Below are 15,006 nucleotides of genomic sequence, written 5' to 3'. Positions count from 1 at the left end.
AGCAGAAGCATATATTGCTAAAGCTTTCAAAAAATGCAGACAGCATTAGAAAAACAGAGAAATTCACGGAATATCATTGTATAAAAGCAAAAAATCGCGTTAAATGAACTTGTGCAAACGATTTAACAAAGCGTCGATTCAGATGATAGAAAAACGGATAAGAAAGCGGATACATAAAATTACATTTTCTTGTTTATTACTGGAAATCCAAATTATATTCTTTTTATGTCTTCGTATACAGTTGAAAAGATCAAACGTTTGCATTATGTTGCCTCAATATGTTGAGGATTGCAGTCGAATGATGAGAAATGCAGTTGGCTCGGATAACTAGGATAGAGAAAGAAGCTTGTCTGCCCCAGCTGATGCAGCGAATAGCCGATCATTTGGAGCAGATAAGCTTCTTCATGTGAAGCATTGAACCCCCTGCTGTTTTATGGAGTTGTCGGATTCAAAATGACGGAAAGGGCATAGTGGTCTGAAGGATAGCCGCCGTCGATCTGATTGCGATGTATGCGGACTTCAGTTAGGCTGACATCTTGTGAAGTAAAGATGTAATCGATAGGGTCGCCTTCATTGCCTCCCTTGAAATCATGGAATGTGCTGCCGACCGGCTCGCTTAGAGTCGTGTAAACATCCTGCAGCTGTTGGCGAAGCATATTGATTTCGGGCTGGTCAGGAGAAGCATTGAAATCCCCCATTAAAATGATGGGTATCCGTTTTCCTTGGCGAAATTGATCGATCTGCTTCAGGATCAGCTGAGCACTTTTTTGTCTGGCGATTACTCCGATATGGTCAAAGTGTGTGTTCAACACATAAAATTCAATCTCTGCATGGTTCTTTTTCTGAAACCGGGCCCACGTACAGATGCGGGGAAGGCTGCTGTCCCAGCTTTTGCTTCCAGGCACACTACTCGTTTCGGATAACCAGAATTGCCCCTCTTCTAACAGTGCTAGTTCAGCATGTTTGTAATAGATGGCACAGTGTTCATCACCTGGATGGTTCCCCTCACCTAGACGACCGCTTCCGATGCGCTTATACTCAGGCATCGCTTCATCAAGGTCTTGCAGCATTGCGGAGGTGCCTTCTTGTGTACCCACAATGTCGGGAGAAGAGGCTGTTATAACAGCAGCGGCACGGTGTTTACGATAAGGCCAAGCGTTAACGCCGTCTGCAGGAACATCGACACGCAAGTTGAATGTCATAGCTGTAATACTCATGGTTCATCCCATCCCATCACAAAATTTTATTGGAAATAATAAACATAAAAAATCACATGCTTTCTAAAAGCATATCTCACTTCTTAAGTATACAATTTTTTTCTTGAAGAAGGCTTTTTTCATTCCATGTTACAGATGCTGCGCTGGAGGGGACCTTTACTCTTTCGTGCTATAATGCAAGACATAGAATGAGATGTCATAGAAGGGAAGAGCGGCTATGAGTGCAACTCTGTTATATATCGAGGATGACCGGGAAATTGGGAAATGGGTGAACGACTTTTTGAAGGAAAAAGGGTATGAAGTCATCTGGCTTACGGGGGGAGAAAAGGCAGTGGAGTCGGCGTCAGCCTGTAACTTGGCGATTCTGGACGTGATGCTGCCCGGCCTGGACGGATTTACGGTGGGGCAACGTTTGAAACGGGCATACCCTGGGATGCTTGTCTTGATGCTGTCGGCCCGTACGTCTATTGACGATAAGCTTGAAGGCCTGCAGTTCGCTGATGATTATTTGACAAAACCGTTTCACCCCGACGAATTGGCAGCAAGAGTGGAGGTTCTACTCAGGCGTTCAGCGGTGTATTCCGCGGAGCCGGTCAATCTCAAGCATTTGATCGTATACGAGGATGAGAACCGGATTGTAAACCGGGATACCGAAGAGGAAATTATATTAACAGGCAAGCAGTTTCAAATCTTTATGTATTTGTTCCGGCATCAGGGAAGAGTGATGACGAAGGAACAAATATTTGAAGCTGTTTGGGGAGAGCCTTACATTGAAGGGGATAAGACGCTGATGGTTCATATCCGTTATCTGCGTGAGAAACTGGAGAAAAATCCTGCCTCACCGGAAATCATTGAAACCGTTCGGGGTCTGGGCTACCGGGTGAAAGCATGATGGGGAGAAAAAGGAAAAAGAGCAAACGGGAGAAGGGAAGGTTCCGTAATTCGTTAACTTCAAGGTATTTGCTCATTATCTTAATTGCGATGATTTTTATGCCGATTATTTTTCCACTGGGCACGATATTTTACTGGATTGTGCAGGGGGCCATGTTTAATATGGAAAAGGTTACCCCTGGTAAATATACGAACGGGACGCTATTGGAAACGATGTGGCATGAGCAAGCGGCCAAGCTGGATGGGCAATCCCCTCAGCAGATCAATGAACAACTTCGAGGTATCTGGAATGAGTATCCGGAAACTTCGATCTTTTGGGTGGATGCCAGCAGTCAGACCAGGCTCAAAATTCCTGACGATCAAAAAATACCGGAACATTGGAGTGCAGATTATACAGCACAATTTATGAAGAATTCTCTTAATGCGGACCCTTTCACCACGGTAGCGTTGATCGGTGACACAAAAAACGGCGGTCAAGGATTTATGGTTATGCAGCTGCCACGAAAGTACTTTAGTTACCATGATCAAAAGGCACAAAATGGATATATCTACCTTTTGTTTTTTATTATCACGTCAATCATGTTTATTGTGATATCCTGGTTGTTCTTTGTACGTATTCGCAAACGTCTGCTTCATTTGCGTGATGCTATGACATCACCGGGGGAAACAGGTATTCCTGCGCCGATTCCGATTCGAAAGCCGGATGAAATTGGACAGCTGGAAGAAGCTTATAACCACATGGTGGATCAGCTAAAGAAGGGACGCCAGCGGGAGATGGAAGAAGAACAGCTGCGAAAATCGCTTATCGCCAATCTTTCACATGATTTGCGAACGCCGCTGACGGTAATACGGAGCCATATTTTTTCGATGGGAAATGAGCCGCTCAGTGTTTCTGGCAAAGAGTCATTGGAACTGATCGAGTCCAAGATCGGAGATTTGGGTGCGCTGATTGATAATCTGCTGTCATATAACCTGCTCACAAGCGGACGTGTTCAGTTGAATCCAAAGCCGCATGATATCCTTCGTTTGGTGCGCGAAAGTGCGGCAGGATGGTACCCGATGTGGGAAAAAGAAGGGATTGAAGCAGATATCGACCTTCAGGAGGAGCCTTTGGTTTGGTTGATCGATGCGCTATGGTTCAAGCGGATTTTGGACAATCTGTTTCAAAATGTGGTCCGTCATGCAAAGTCGGGGCAATATATCGGCATTTATACGAAGGAGCTGCCAGGCAAAGGCACAGCTCTCATCGTGTCCGACAAAGGACCTGGCATGGACGGAGCATCGGCTGATAAAGGGGCAGGGATCGGACTGGCTGTAGTGGATTACTTGACTCAACAGATGGAGATTGATGTTCAGATTCACTCCTCAGACAAGGGAACGTCGTTTATACTGTCCCGGAAAATTTAAACTTTTTTTAAACTAAAGGTCGACCTGGATTTAACCTTCGGGGTGTAAAGTGAATCCCGAGGTGATGATACGTGAGTGAATTGGTCATTCAGACAAAGGGATTATACAAAACGTACCGCAATCGTGCGGCTGTTGACAACTTGAATCTTGAAATTGTAAAGGGAGATATTTACGGATTTCTGGGACCCAATGGAGCCGGAAAAACAACAACAATCCGTATGTTGCTCGGGCTTATTAAGCCAACCCGCGGCTCTATTCAGCTGTTCGGCAAAGATTTGAAGAAGGAAAAATTAAATATTTTGCGCCGGACAGGCTCATTGGTGGAATCTCCATCGTATTACGGCCATCTGACGGCTATCGAAAATTTGGAAGCTTTACGGCGTATTATCGGTGGACCGAAATCCCGGATTGCTGAAGTTCTGGATATCGTAGGTTTAACGAAGGAAGCGAAGCGTCCGGTGAAAGGATATTCCCTCGGTATGAAGCAGCGGCTTGGCATAGCGGCTGCCCTCTTGGGAGATCCGGAGCTTTTAATTCTGGATGAACCGACTAATGGACTAGACCCTTCTGGTATTCACGAAATTCGTGAACTGATCAAAGATATGCCCAAGCAATACGGGATTACCGTGCTGGTCTCAAGCCACCTGCTTAGTGAAGTGGAACAAATGGCGTCCAGAGTCGGAATTATAAGGCAGGGACAGCTGGTGTTTCAAGATACGATTCAAAGCCTTGTGTCCCAGTCTTCGAGCGGATTTCGTTTATCGGTGTCCGAGCCGGAGCTTGCTATGGGACTGGCGCTTGAAATGGGATGTGACGGAAAGCTGACAGGCTCCAGGCTGGAACTGGAACCGATGCAGGATGCAAAGATTGCTTTACTTGTGAAAAGGCTTGTCGAGAATCAGCATGCGATTTACCGTGTAGAAGAGAAACGAAAGTCACTGGAGGATATCTTCATGGAAATCGTCGGAAAGGGGGGCCTGTAAATGATAGGCCGCGCACTGTCTGCTGATTTTTTGAAGAATCGCGGTAAAGGGATCTGGCTTCTTGCGATCATTGCTCCCATTGGAATCATTGCTATGCAGGCTATAAATTTCGGCCTCCGTTATGACTATATGATGAAAATATATGTGGCTGACCCCTGGGGCGGACTCATCGAAAATATTTCGTTTTTTGTACCGATTGCTCTTTTTCTAGGAAGCACGCTCGTATGCTCGCTTATGGCGAATGTCGAGAATCAGCTCAGCTCCTGGAAGCAGCTTCTCGCATTGCCAATTAGCAGAACGGCTGTATTCAGCGCGAAGTTTGTAATGGTGCTGCTTGTCTTGTCTTTTTCTTGTGTGTTGCTGAGTGCCGGGACGCCTGTGCTGGGGTATGCTCTAAGAATGGATATGAGCAACATACCGTATGGAGATATGATCCGACTCGGATTCGCCCCGTTGATGGGAGTCATTCCGGTGTTGGCTCTTCAACTGTGGCTGTCGTTAACTTTGAAAAATCAGGGAATCGCTATTAGCTTCGGTGTAACGGTATCTGTTGTTTCGATGTTTAGCCCTTTCTTTCCGGACTGGGTACCGATAACATGGCCTTTCTTGGCATATCACGGTCCTGGTCAGTCTCTAGTGATCGCTCAGGGTCTTGTACTCGGAGCCATCATTACACTGATGGGTCTGATTCATTTCAATCGAAGGGATGTGAATTAACATGGCATCCTACTTTCGAGCGTTATCGTCTGAATGGTTGAAATTGAACGGTCCAATACTTTGGATACAGATTATGCTTAGCCCGGCGTTATCACTTTTGCAGGGACTTTTTCTTTCTAGTGAAAATACGGTAGAACAGATGCCGTGGCATGGCCTGGTCGGCGTGATGAGCACCTCGCATGCTGTGTTGTTTCTTCCGATATTGACCGGGATACTAAGCGCGATGGTATGCCGGTATGAACATGCTGGAGGCGGCTGGAAGCAGCTGCTCGTCATGCCGGTCTCGCGAGGAGCGGTTTATATCGCCAAGTTTACGATGGTTGGAATTGCGCTGGCATGTATACAGTTGTTGTTTCTGGGGGCTGTTTTGATTGCAGGTTGGTATCATGGTATTGAGACCCCACTTCCTTGGGATATGATGACAACAAGTTTGCTTGGCGGATGGGCAGCCTGTTTGCCTCTGGCAGCCCTTCAGCTGGCGGTTTCAACGGCTTGGAGTAGTTTTGCAGCACCGCTTGCCTTAAATGTCATATTTACGATTCCGAATTTGCTGGTAGCCAACTCGGAGACTTATGGTCCTTATTATCCATGGGCTCAGCCAATACTAGCTATGCTTCCGTCGGGGCAGGCTGGATACGGAGCTTTCCTCGTTCCGTTTGAAACGTTGCTATTTGTTGTATTGAGCGGATTCCTGCTCTTCTTTATCTCAGGTCTCTTTTATTTCCAACGCAAGGAAATTTAAAAGTAAAACAATAAGGGAAGTACATATTTGATAACATAATATGTGCTTCCCTTCATGGTTTAAAGTGACTCTACCGGAAGATCATTTAGAAAAAATTGATTTAACTTTTAAATTTGTTGTTGATATTTGAAATCGAGCGTGATAGAGTATAGAAAAATAAATTCTGTTAGTTTTTGGATTTCCCCTTAGGCAATCTGTTCATGCTATACCCACACAACCTTTAAACCTACGCTGCGCTTACAAGCTTGCAATCTGTTACTCTACGATCACCCTTTCGAGTTGAGTAAATAAGGTTTCATCCACCTCTATGATACCTTCAATTAAGTCAAAATATTGGCTTTACAGTAGCAAGCAACTTATGTCCCCAGCAAAAGCGTAACCCAAAATCTCTATGATCCAGGCTTAATTACACAGGAAATCTCCACTTACACCTTTCTCTGAAAGAGCTTATCCATCTTATGTGAACTCATTAATCATATATGTTGTCTTCTCATATTAATTCGCAGTTTTACTATATGAATTATTGTATTTATGAACCGCTAAATAAAATAGAAAAGGTGAGGAAATGGTTACTAGGGGAAAAACGAACGATTCCTGGAGAAGTTTTTTTAAGCTAATCCATCGATCAAAACCTAGTGTAGGCCTCTTTATAACGGCTTGCGTTATAAGCGCTGCAAGTGCAGTAGTTTCCACATTCATACCTAATTTCATGAAAAATATCATTGATTCATATTCCCTCTCAGGCAGCTTAAATGGCGGAATTTTAATTAGATTAGCTGTGTTGTTTATTTTCGTAACCATCACAGGTGTACTATCAAGCTATTTATTAAACAAAGTTGGCTTGAAGATTGTTGCTAATCTGAGAGGAATGACGTGGACCAAAATTGTAAAGCTGCCCATAGAATTTTTTGATAAAAATCAATCAGGTGATATCGCGAGTCGATTAGTCAGTGATACGACAGTAATATTCAATCTGGTTAGTCAGTCATTTTCACAATTTATCAATGCCGTGTTGACCTTATTATTTTGTGGCTTTTGGCTTTTCTACTATAGCTGGGAGTTATCATTAATCATTGTGATCTCTATTCCGGTCTTTCTTCTGTTTTTCATTCCCTTAGGCAGAGTGTTATCCGGTCTTTCCAAGAAGCTCCAGAGATCAACTGCCATGCTGAATGTCAACGCCATTGAAATGATATCTGAAAATAGGTTAATCAAGTCTTTCACAGCTGAAAACTATCAAATTGAAAAAGGTTTAAAAAATATAGATGAACTTCTCCATATCGGCATGAAGCAGGCTAGATGGATGGCCATGGTGAATCCTGTTCTTAATTTAATCATGTTGGTCATTATGATTAGCGTAATCGGATATGGTGGTGTACTGCTAGCCAACGGTCATTTATCGCCAGGGACATTTATCGCGTTTTTAACCCTTATCTTTTATATTATGGCCCCGATGTCAAACTTCGGAATGTTTTTCACTCAACTTCAAAAAACAAAGGGAGCTACAGAACGAATTACACAATTGCTATCTGAAGATGAAGAAAATATTGATCAAGGGAAGATTTTAAATGAAAGCCATGAAAATATAGAAATTAAAGACATAAACTTCAAATATAACACACAGGAGAAGCTGCCATTTTCTTTGGAAAATATCAGCTTAAGCATCAAAAGAGGAAATACGTATGCATTGGTTGGCCCCAGTGGCGGTGGGAAAACAACGCTTATATCTTTATTGGAAAGATTTTATAAGCCAAGCAGCGGCAGTATTTACATCGATGGTGAAAACATCGAAGATTACTCCTTAAACTCTTGGCGTTCACAAATCGGTTATGTATCCCAAGAGCATAGCTTGATCAGTGGAACTATACGAGAGAATTTGGTTTTTGGCATAGAAGAGCCAAGCGAAGAGAAGATCATCGAAGTATGTAAAATGGCCTACGCCTGGGAATTTATAAAGAACTTACCTAAAGGATTAGATACAGACATCGGAGAGCGAGGACTAAATTTATCGGGCGGACAAAGACAGAGAATTGCGATCGCAAGAATGTTTCTTAAAGATCCTAAAATAATCTTGCTGGATGAAGCAACGGCTAGTCTTGATAGTCAATCGGAAGAAAAAGTTCAATCGGCCATGAAGAAAATTACGGAGGGCAGAACAGCCATTGTGATCGCTCATCGATTATCTACAATTATGAACTCCGAAAATATTATTTTTGTGGAAGATGGGAAAGTAACAGGTCAAGGAAAACATGATGAATTACAAAGAACCCACCCATTGTACAGGCAATTTTGTGAGTTGCAATTCAACACACAATTATCTAAAGGAGCATCATAATTATGGATAAAAATCAACTTTATTTAAAGTATTTGACAAAAGACTCCGATTATTATGAAAAGTTGGCAGACAGAAAAAACAGCGTACCCTATATCGTAAATGATGTTCCCGATCATTGTTTCATTCGTACAGAGGAAAACTCACCTTGGAAATTTTATAATTTTAAAAACAAAAGAATAAAAGATCAAGGTTGGAAGATTCATGTGAGTGCAACGATAGATAATTCCCAAGCGATCCTAGAAGCTGTCAGCAGAATACTAATAGAACGTGAAATTGCTTTTAAACATATTATGAATGAAACGCTCCTACATAGCATCAATTCCAAAAACGGCAATCGAGTCAGCTCCGGCAAATTCATTACCATCTATCCTTCCACTGACGAACAATTTCTTGAATTACTCCATCTTTTGTATGAAAAAATTCAGGATCATGAAAATGGTCCGTACATTTTAAGTGATAAATGTTGGAAAAACAGTAATCTTTACTACAGATATGGCGGGTTTAGAAACATCCACAATGAAAATGGTGAGCTTTGTATAAAAGACCCATCTGGAAATTTAATTCCGGATAACCGCACACCATACTATCAGGTGCCTGAGTTTGTGAAAGATTTTGATGAATTTTTAGATGCTAATAACGATTCTCCGGAAGAGAGTGAAGATACATTTAAGTTAAAAGAGTATGAATTCCAAAGTTCTCTTCGGTTTACCAATGGGGGCGGAATTTATTTAGCTGAACGAAAAAAAGATAAGAAAAAGGTAGTGATTAAAGAAGCAAGGCCCAAAGTAGGATTGGATGGTCAAAATAAAGATGCAATAGATCGACTGAACAAGGAATACGAAGCGTTATCGAAACTTGTTGATGTTAAAGGTGTCGTGCAGGTGCTTGATTACTTTAAATCGTGGAAGCACTTATTCCTGGTGGAGGAGTATGTGGAGGGGGTTGATTTGAAAACATGGATCGCTTCTAAATATCCCTTTCATCGCAATAAAGATAAAGAAACGTATATGACTGATGTAAAAAAAATCATCTTGAGTTTATTGGACATCGTGACAGACATGCATCGTCAAGATATTGGAATGGGGGATTTACAACCCTCCAATATTATGATCACTAAAGATGTGAACGTCATTCTCATTGATTTTGAGTCTGCAAACCATAAAGACCACGAAGAAAAAGCAGCCATTCACACCATTGGATTTTCTGATCAAGACAATAAAAATCATAAAGAACGGGACTGGTATGCGGTAAAGAAAACGTTGCGATACTGTGTGCTGCCGATCGGTCCGATCAGCGGTATTGAAGGAAATATATCCTCTTATCAAAATCAGTGGATAGAAGAGGAATTCGGCAAAGATTTCTATTCTTTTGTCAGATACATCGAGGACAGATGTGATGAACATTTATCAAGCACAAAAGAAGAAAAGTATAACACGATAAATCAACCTTATCGTTCTTATGAAAACTTATCAGAGGAACTGAACACGGTAATAGAAGATTTGAGAAAAGGCATCATGGCAAATGTCGTGCCAGAAAAATTGATTCATGGTGACATTAGACAGTACGAAAATTCAGGCGGAAAAATAAACGTACTTACCGGCGGAACGGGTGCTGCGCTGGCCCTTCATAGAACAGGAATTGTTGATGAACAAGTAATCCATTGGATTGAAAATGATCTCATCAACCATATCGATTCCGTTGAACCGCATGGATTGTTTACTGGAAAAGCGGGTATTGCCACAACACTGTACGAGTTAGGTTATAAGGAGGAGTCGGTTACATTATTTAGCGAATTAACGCGTGATTGTAATGATATTTCATTGAGGTCAGGTTTGGCCGGTACAGGTCTTGCTTTAATCAGCTTATATCTTGAGGAAAACAATGATCTGTATTTAAAGAAAGCTGAAAAGATCGCTAGTCATATGAAAGATTTTGTTAGCAACGATAAAAGTTTATCTGTACAAGATTGGGCGGCTGTTCCCGTTGGGCTCATCGATGGCTGGTCTGGTGCTTCGTTATTTTTCGCCGCGATGTACTCCGTTACTAAGGATCAATCCTTTTATCTGATGGCTAAAGATCTTATTGAACTTGAATTAAAAAATACTCAGATCGATCAGGAGTTGAATGTTTTACAAACAGTTGATGACAGGAAGCGCTTGCTGGCTTATCTTTCAGGCGGGTCTATCGGGATTGGAATCGCGATATGGTATTTGAATCATGTAAGTGGTGACAATCTCTATCAAGAGGAATTGGCGTCTATCGTTCATTTAAATCATATAAGATGCACTTTTAGCGGGGGGCTATTTGATGGGGCAGGCGGTTTCTTATTGATCCCTCCGATCGTGGAAAACACGAATAGAATTAAGGAAGAACATATCAAGCTATCTATGGAAAGACTAAATTTGTTTTTTATTCGCAGAGAAAACCAGCTCTTATTTCCAGGAAACTTTTGTTATCGTTTATCCCATGATCTTTATTCGGGAAGCTCAGGGATCATGCTGGGGTTAAAGGGAGTTTTGGAATCGAATCCGTTATACTGGCTGCCGATTATTCATGTTAATCGTTTTATAACAAAAACAGATTACAGAAATAAAACGATTGCTACATTGTAATTGATGTATATTCCATGAAAGGAGGTGATAAATATGAACGAAGTATTGGCGCTGCAACAAATGCCAGGTCAGGAACAAGAGGCATTTCCAATCACAATTACATGGACTGTAACGACGGTAACAGTTGGCTGGTCAACGGCAAGCAATCATTGTTAAGGCAAACATAAGTCATAATTGAATTTACTTACTTCGAATCCGAAAAAAGAGTAAGCTATATTGCAAACAAACGGAAGGGGCGTCCCTTAGGTTAATAAACCTTTGAGACAGCCCCTTCCTTGCCTGTCACTATCTATTCATTTTAGATTTCTTTCGTGAAACGTAAGCTGCTGTACCCGTCATGACGGCAAAGCCGTTTACGCTTATTCGACAGCCTTGAGTATGGCGAAGCCATAAGCCGGCAGCTTAACCGTAAGCTGTCCTTTGACAGTCTGAACAGCTTCATCATTCCAAAGATTAACCCATTTCTGCTCAAGAACTGGCACTGTAATGGACTGAGCGACTTTATCATTGTTCATGAACACAACGATCGTTTCGTTGTCGTCTTCACGTCGATAAGCCACTTTTCCGCCTAAATGCTCTGTGGTTAGGAAATCGAACGTTCCGGTGCGAAGAGCTGGATGGGCTTTGCGCAGTTTGATGATCTTTTGATAGAAGGTGAACAGCTCTTTGTCCTGCTTATCTTCATCCCATACCATACATTTACGGCAGCCTGGGTCATCTCCACCGTCCATGCCGATTTCGTCGCCATAGTAAATGCATGGGGTTCCGGAATAAGTAAACTGGAACAAAGCTGCAAGCTTCATCAGACGCTTGTCGCCGTTGGCCAAAGTGAGCAATCTGGCGGTATCATGGCTATCGAGCAGGTTGAATGCAACCTCACTGGCCTGGCGAGGATATCCTGCCAGCTGCCGTCCGAGCATAAAGGAAAATTTCTCGGCATCCACTTTACGACGAATGAAGAAATCAAGCACTGCGTTCGTGAACGGATAGTTCATGACCGCATCAAATTGATCGCCTTCCAGCCAGATGGATGATTCATGCCATACTTCGCCAAGGATATAAGCATCCGGGTTGGCATTTTTCACGACCTGACGGAATTCCCGCCAGAATTGGTGACCAACTTCGTTCGCTACATCCAGACGCCAACCATCAATACCGATTTCTTTAATCCAGTATTCAGCCGCCTTTAACAAGTATTGTTTCACTTCCGGGTTTTCCGTATTCAGCTTAGGCATCAGAGGTTCAAATGCAAAAGTATCATAGGTTGGTATGCCGTCAACCACTTCAAGCGGGAAAGAACGAACGTAGAACCAATCTTTGTACTTCGATTTTTCGCCATTCTTCTGAACATCTACAAACGGTGCAAAGGTTTTGCCGGAATGATTAAATACCGCATCCATAACGACGCGGATTCCGCGTTCATGGCATAGGTCGACCAGTTTTTTGAGGGTATCTTTATCACCAAACTGCGGATCAATTTCCATGTAATCTTCGGTGTCGTATTTATGGTTCGTCGTTGCAGTAAACAGCGGCGTGAAATAAATCGCATTGATTCCCAGCTCGCTTAGATAGTCAAGATGATCGATGACACCTTGCAAATCTCCGCCGAAAAAGTTCGTTGGTGTCGGCTCTGTGCTGCTCCATGGCAGAGTACCCTTGGGATCGTTGCTTGGATCGCCATTGGCAAATCGTTCAGGGAAGATTTGATAAAACACGGCATCCTTCACCCAATCCGGAGTTGTAAACACATCTTCTGGATTGATAAACGGATATTCAAACAGACGGTCTGGGTTTGCAGGCGGTTCTTCGATGAAACCGTACTCTGTCATCCAGCGTTTTTCCCGGCCATTTTGAAGCAAAAATCCGTATTTCAGGCGACGGTATGGCGGCTTGGCTTCACATTCCCAATAGTCAAACAGCTCGTCAGAAGCGAGCTTTAACATCGGTATGTACTCCATCGTCTGATCCCACAAATATTTATCTCCAGCTAAAGCATAAACTTCTGTGACATCATCTCTTTTTGTACGGATACGCAAATGGATGGTGCGTCCGTCATAAGCATAAGACCAGTTTTGGCGAGGGCGATGATAAACAGCTTCTAAGAACATGTACAAGTCCTCCTTTTAAATTAAAAAAAGGTACACCCAGACTAAGTATAGCCGAGGTTGTACCTTTTCAAAGATAACATTGCCTTTAAGTTTTTATTCTTACTAAAAAATATACCATGGGCTTTGGCAGTAGACAAGGACTTGGTGCACTGACGGTATTAAATCAAGATGATATCAAGCAGGTCTTATTGCTGGAACACAGAAGCATAGGTTTTCCATCCGCCATCCAAATTTTTCACCTTGAAGCCGTTGCCAGTCAGAATACGGGATGCAAGATATCCGCGGAGACCGACCTGACAAGAGACGTACAAGGTTTCATTCTTCGGAAGTTCATCCATACGATGGCGAAGCTCATTCAATGGAATATGGACGGAGCCTTCAATATAACCGACATGTAGTTCGTCGGAATCGCGGACATCGATCAAGGTTGCTCCGCTTTTGATTAGCTCATCGATTTCATGCCACTGAACGGTATCCACACTTCCCTCCATCATATTGGATGCAACATAACCCGCATAGTTCACTGGATCTTTGGCAGATGAGAAAGGAGGGGCGTAGGACAATTCCAGCTCAGTCAGATCAAATACGTCCAAATTCCCTTTAATGGCGGTGGCGATCACATCAATCCGCTTGTCGACACCGTCTTTTCCAACCGCTTGCGCTCCGTAAATCTGGCCATTCTCCGGATTGAAGAGCAGCTTTAAAGAAATAGGGTACGCTCCTGGGTAGTAGCCGGCATGGGAGTTCGGATGAATATGAACAGCCCGATAAGGCAGATCCAGCTGCTTGAGCCGTTTTTCATTGCTGCCTGTCGCCGCTACTGTCAGATCGAACACTTTGGCGATGGAAGTGCCGAGCGTTCCTTTATAAGATACGTTCTTTCCGTAAATATGATCTGCAACCATGCGGCCTTGGCGGTTAGCAGGGCCAGCGAGCGGAATCATTGCCGGATTTTGATGAATATAGTCGACAACCTCAATAGCGTCACCGATGGCATAGATGCTCTCATCACTGGTCTGCATATATTCATTAACTTTAATGCCGCCGCGTTCACCGACTTCCAGCCCGGCATCAATCGCCAGTTGATTTTCCGGACGAACTCCGATGGACAATATGATCATATCGGTGGACACTTTATTGCCGCTGGATAATTCAATCGTTTTGCCTTGGTCAGATATCGCTTTAACACCGTCTTCAAGAATCAGGTTAACCCCTTTTTCTTTCAGATGTGTGTGAACGATGGATGCCATTTCGTAATCTAAAGGCGCCATGACTTGATTAGCCATCTCAATGATGGTGACTTGAATCCCGCGCTCGGCTAAATTTTCTGCCATCTCCAAGCCGATAAATCCGCCGCCGACGACAACGGCTCTTGCCGGCTTCTCTTCATCTACAAACTGTTTGATCCGGTCGGTGTCAGGAATATTGCGAAGCGTAAAGATATCCTTGGCTTCATTAAGTCCTTGAAGGTTCGGAACGATCGGTTTGGCTCCAGGGGACAGGATGAGATGGTCATAGCTTTCACTGCTAACTTCGCCAGTGGTCAGATTTTTAATAGATACGGTTTTCTCATTCCGCTGGATCGATACGACTTCGCTGAGGTTGCGAATGTCAAGATTGAATCTTTTGCTCATCCCTTCAACGGTTTGCACCATCAGTTTACTGCGCTCTTTAATACTTTCTCCGATATAATAAGGAAGGCCGCAATTGGCAAAAGAAATATGCTCTCCGCGCTCAACCATAACAATCGTTGATTCCTCGTCCAATCTGCGCAGTCGGGCTGCGGCAGATGCTCCTCCTGCAACACCGCCGACAATTACGATCTTTTTACTCATCATAAACTCCTCCAATTATGTTTTATGATTTATACCCATGGGGGTATAATAACATATATGACTAAAAAAGAAAGTGACAAATCTTCTAACGCTTAAAAATATTTTTTGAAACATTGGGAAATAGTAGATTATATGCTCTGTTAGATGAACTGAAACTTG

General features: G+C 42.9%; 11 protein-coding genes. 8 read left to right on the top strand and 3 right to left on the bottom strand.

Features of this window, described 5'->3' with window-relative positions; all coding sequences use genetic code 11:
• Positions 1-431: 431 nt before the first annotated feature.
• Positions 432-1,217, bottom strand: coding sequence for an endonuclease/exonuclease/phosphatase family protein (locus tag C8268_RS19075; RefSeq protein ID WP_106769129.1), 786 nt, complete (start codon positions 1,215-1,217; stop codon positions 432-434).
• Between the two features lie 217 nt (positions 1,218-1,434).
• On the opposite strand from C8268_RS19075, the gene C8268_RS19070 reads away from it, so the two are divergent.
• From C8268_RS19070 to C8268_RS22995, 8 genes are all read left to right on the top strand, one after another.
• Positions 1,435-2,109 (top strand): response regulator transcription factor, encoded by a 675-nt coding sequence (locus C8268_RS19070; protein ID WP_106769128.1) that lies wholly within the window; start codon positions 1,435-1,437, stop codon positions 2,107-2,109.
• A complete protein-coding gene (locus tag C8268_RS19065; RefSeq protein WP_106769127.1) occupies positions 2,106-3,515 on the top strand; it encodes a sensor histidine kinase in 1,410 nt (469 codons plus the stop codon). The genes C8268_RS19070 and C8268_RS19065 overlap by 4 nt, the downstream gene beginning before the upstream one ends.
• A 71-nt stretch (positions 3,516-3,586) precedes the next feature.
• Positions 3,587-4,498, top strand: a complete 912-nt coding sequence (locus tag C8268_RS19060; protein ID WP_106769126.1) for an ABC transporter ATP-binding protein — start codon at positions 3,587-3,589, stop codon at positions 4,496-4,498.
• Positions 4,499-5,215, top strand: coding sequence for an ABC transporter permease (locus C8268_RS19055; protein ID WP_106769125.1), 717 nt, complete (start codon positions 4,499-4,501; stop codon positions 5,213-5,215). It abuts the gene before it with no gap.
• A 1-nt stretch (position 5,216) separates the two neighbouring features.
• Positions 5,217-5,957 carry an ABC transporter permease gene (locus C8268_RS19050; protein WP_106769124.1) on the top strand — a complete coding sequence of 247 codons (741 nt, stop codon included), beginning with the start codon at positions 5,217-5,219 and terminating at the stop codon, positions 5,955-5,957.
• 565 nt (positions 5,958-6,522) lie between these two features.
• A complete protein-coding gene (locus C8268_RS19045) occupies positions 6,523-8,292 on the top strand; it encodes an ABC transporter ATP-binding protein (RefSeq protein ID WP_106769123.1) in 1,770 nt (589 codons plus the stop codon).
• A 2-nt stretch (positions 8,293-8,294) separates the two neighbouring features.
• The gene (gene lanKC / locus C8268_RS19040; protein ID WP_106769122.1) at positions 8,295-10,904 is read left to right on the top strand and encodes a class III lanthionine synthetase LanKC; all 2,610 of its coding nucleotides are present in this window, start codon (positions 8,295-8,297) and stop codon (positions 10,902-10,904) included.
• A gap of 33 nt (positions 10,905-10,937) precedes the next feature.
• Positions 10,938-11,060, top strand: a complete 123-nt coding sequence (locus C8268_RS22995; RefSeq protein ID WP_199794869.1) for a class III lanthipeptide — start codon at positions 10,938-10,940, stop codon at positions 11,058-11,060.
• Between the two features lie 203 nt (positions 11,061-11,263).
• Here C8268_RS22995 and C8268_RS19035 read toward each other — a convergent pair whose 3' ends face one another.
• A complete protein-coding gene (locus C8268_RS19035; RefSeq protein WP_106769121.1) occupies positions 11,264-13,012 on the bottom strand; it encodes an alpha-glycosidase in 1,749 nt (582 codons plus the stop codon).
• A 185-nt stretch (positions 13,013-13,197) separates the two neighbouring features.
• Positions 13,198-14,847, bottom strand: a complete 1,650-nt coding sequence (locus C8268_RS19030) for a CoA-disulfide reductase (RefSeq protein WP_199794984.1) — start codon at positions 14,845-14,847, stop codon at positions 13,198-13,200.
• Positions 14,848-15,006 lie beyond the last annotated feature (159 nt).

This window comes from Paenibacillus faecalis, from assembly GCF_900289175.1.
GTDB classification, from domain to species: Bacteria; Bacillota; Bacilli; order Paenibacillales; family Paenibacillaceae; genus Paenibacillus_AQ; species Paenibacillus_AQ faecalis.
Note: the sequence above shows the minus strand (reverse complement) of the source record. Positions and strands in the feature narration are given on the sequence as shown.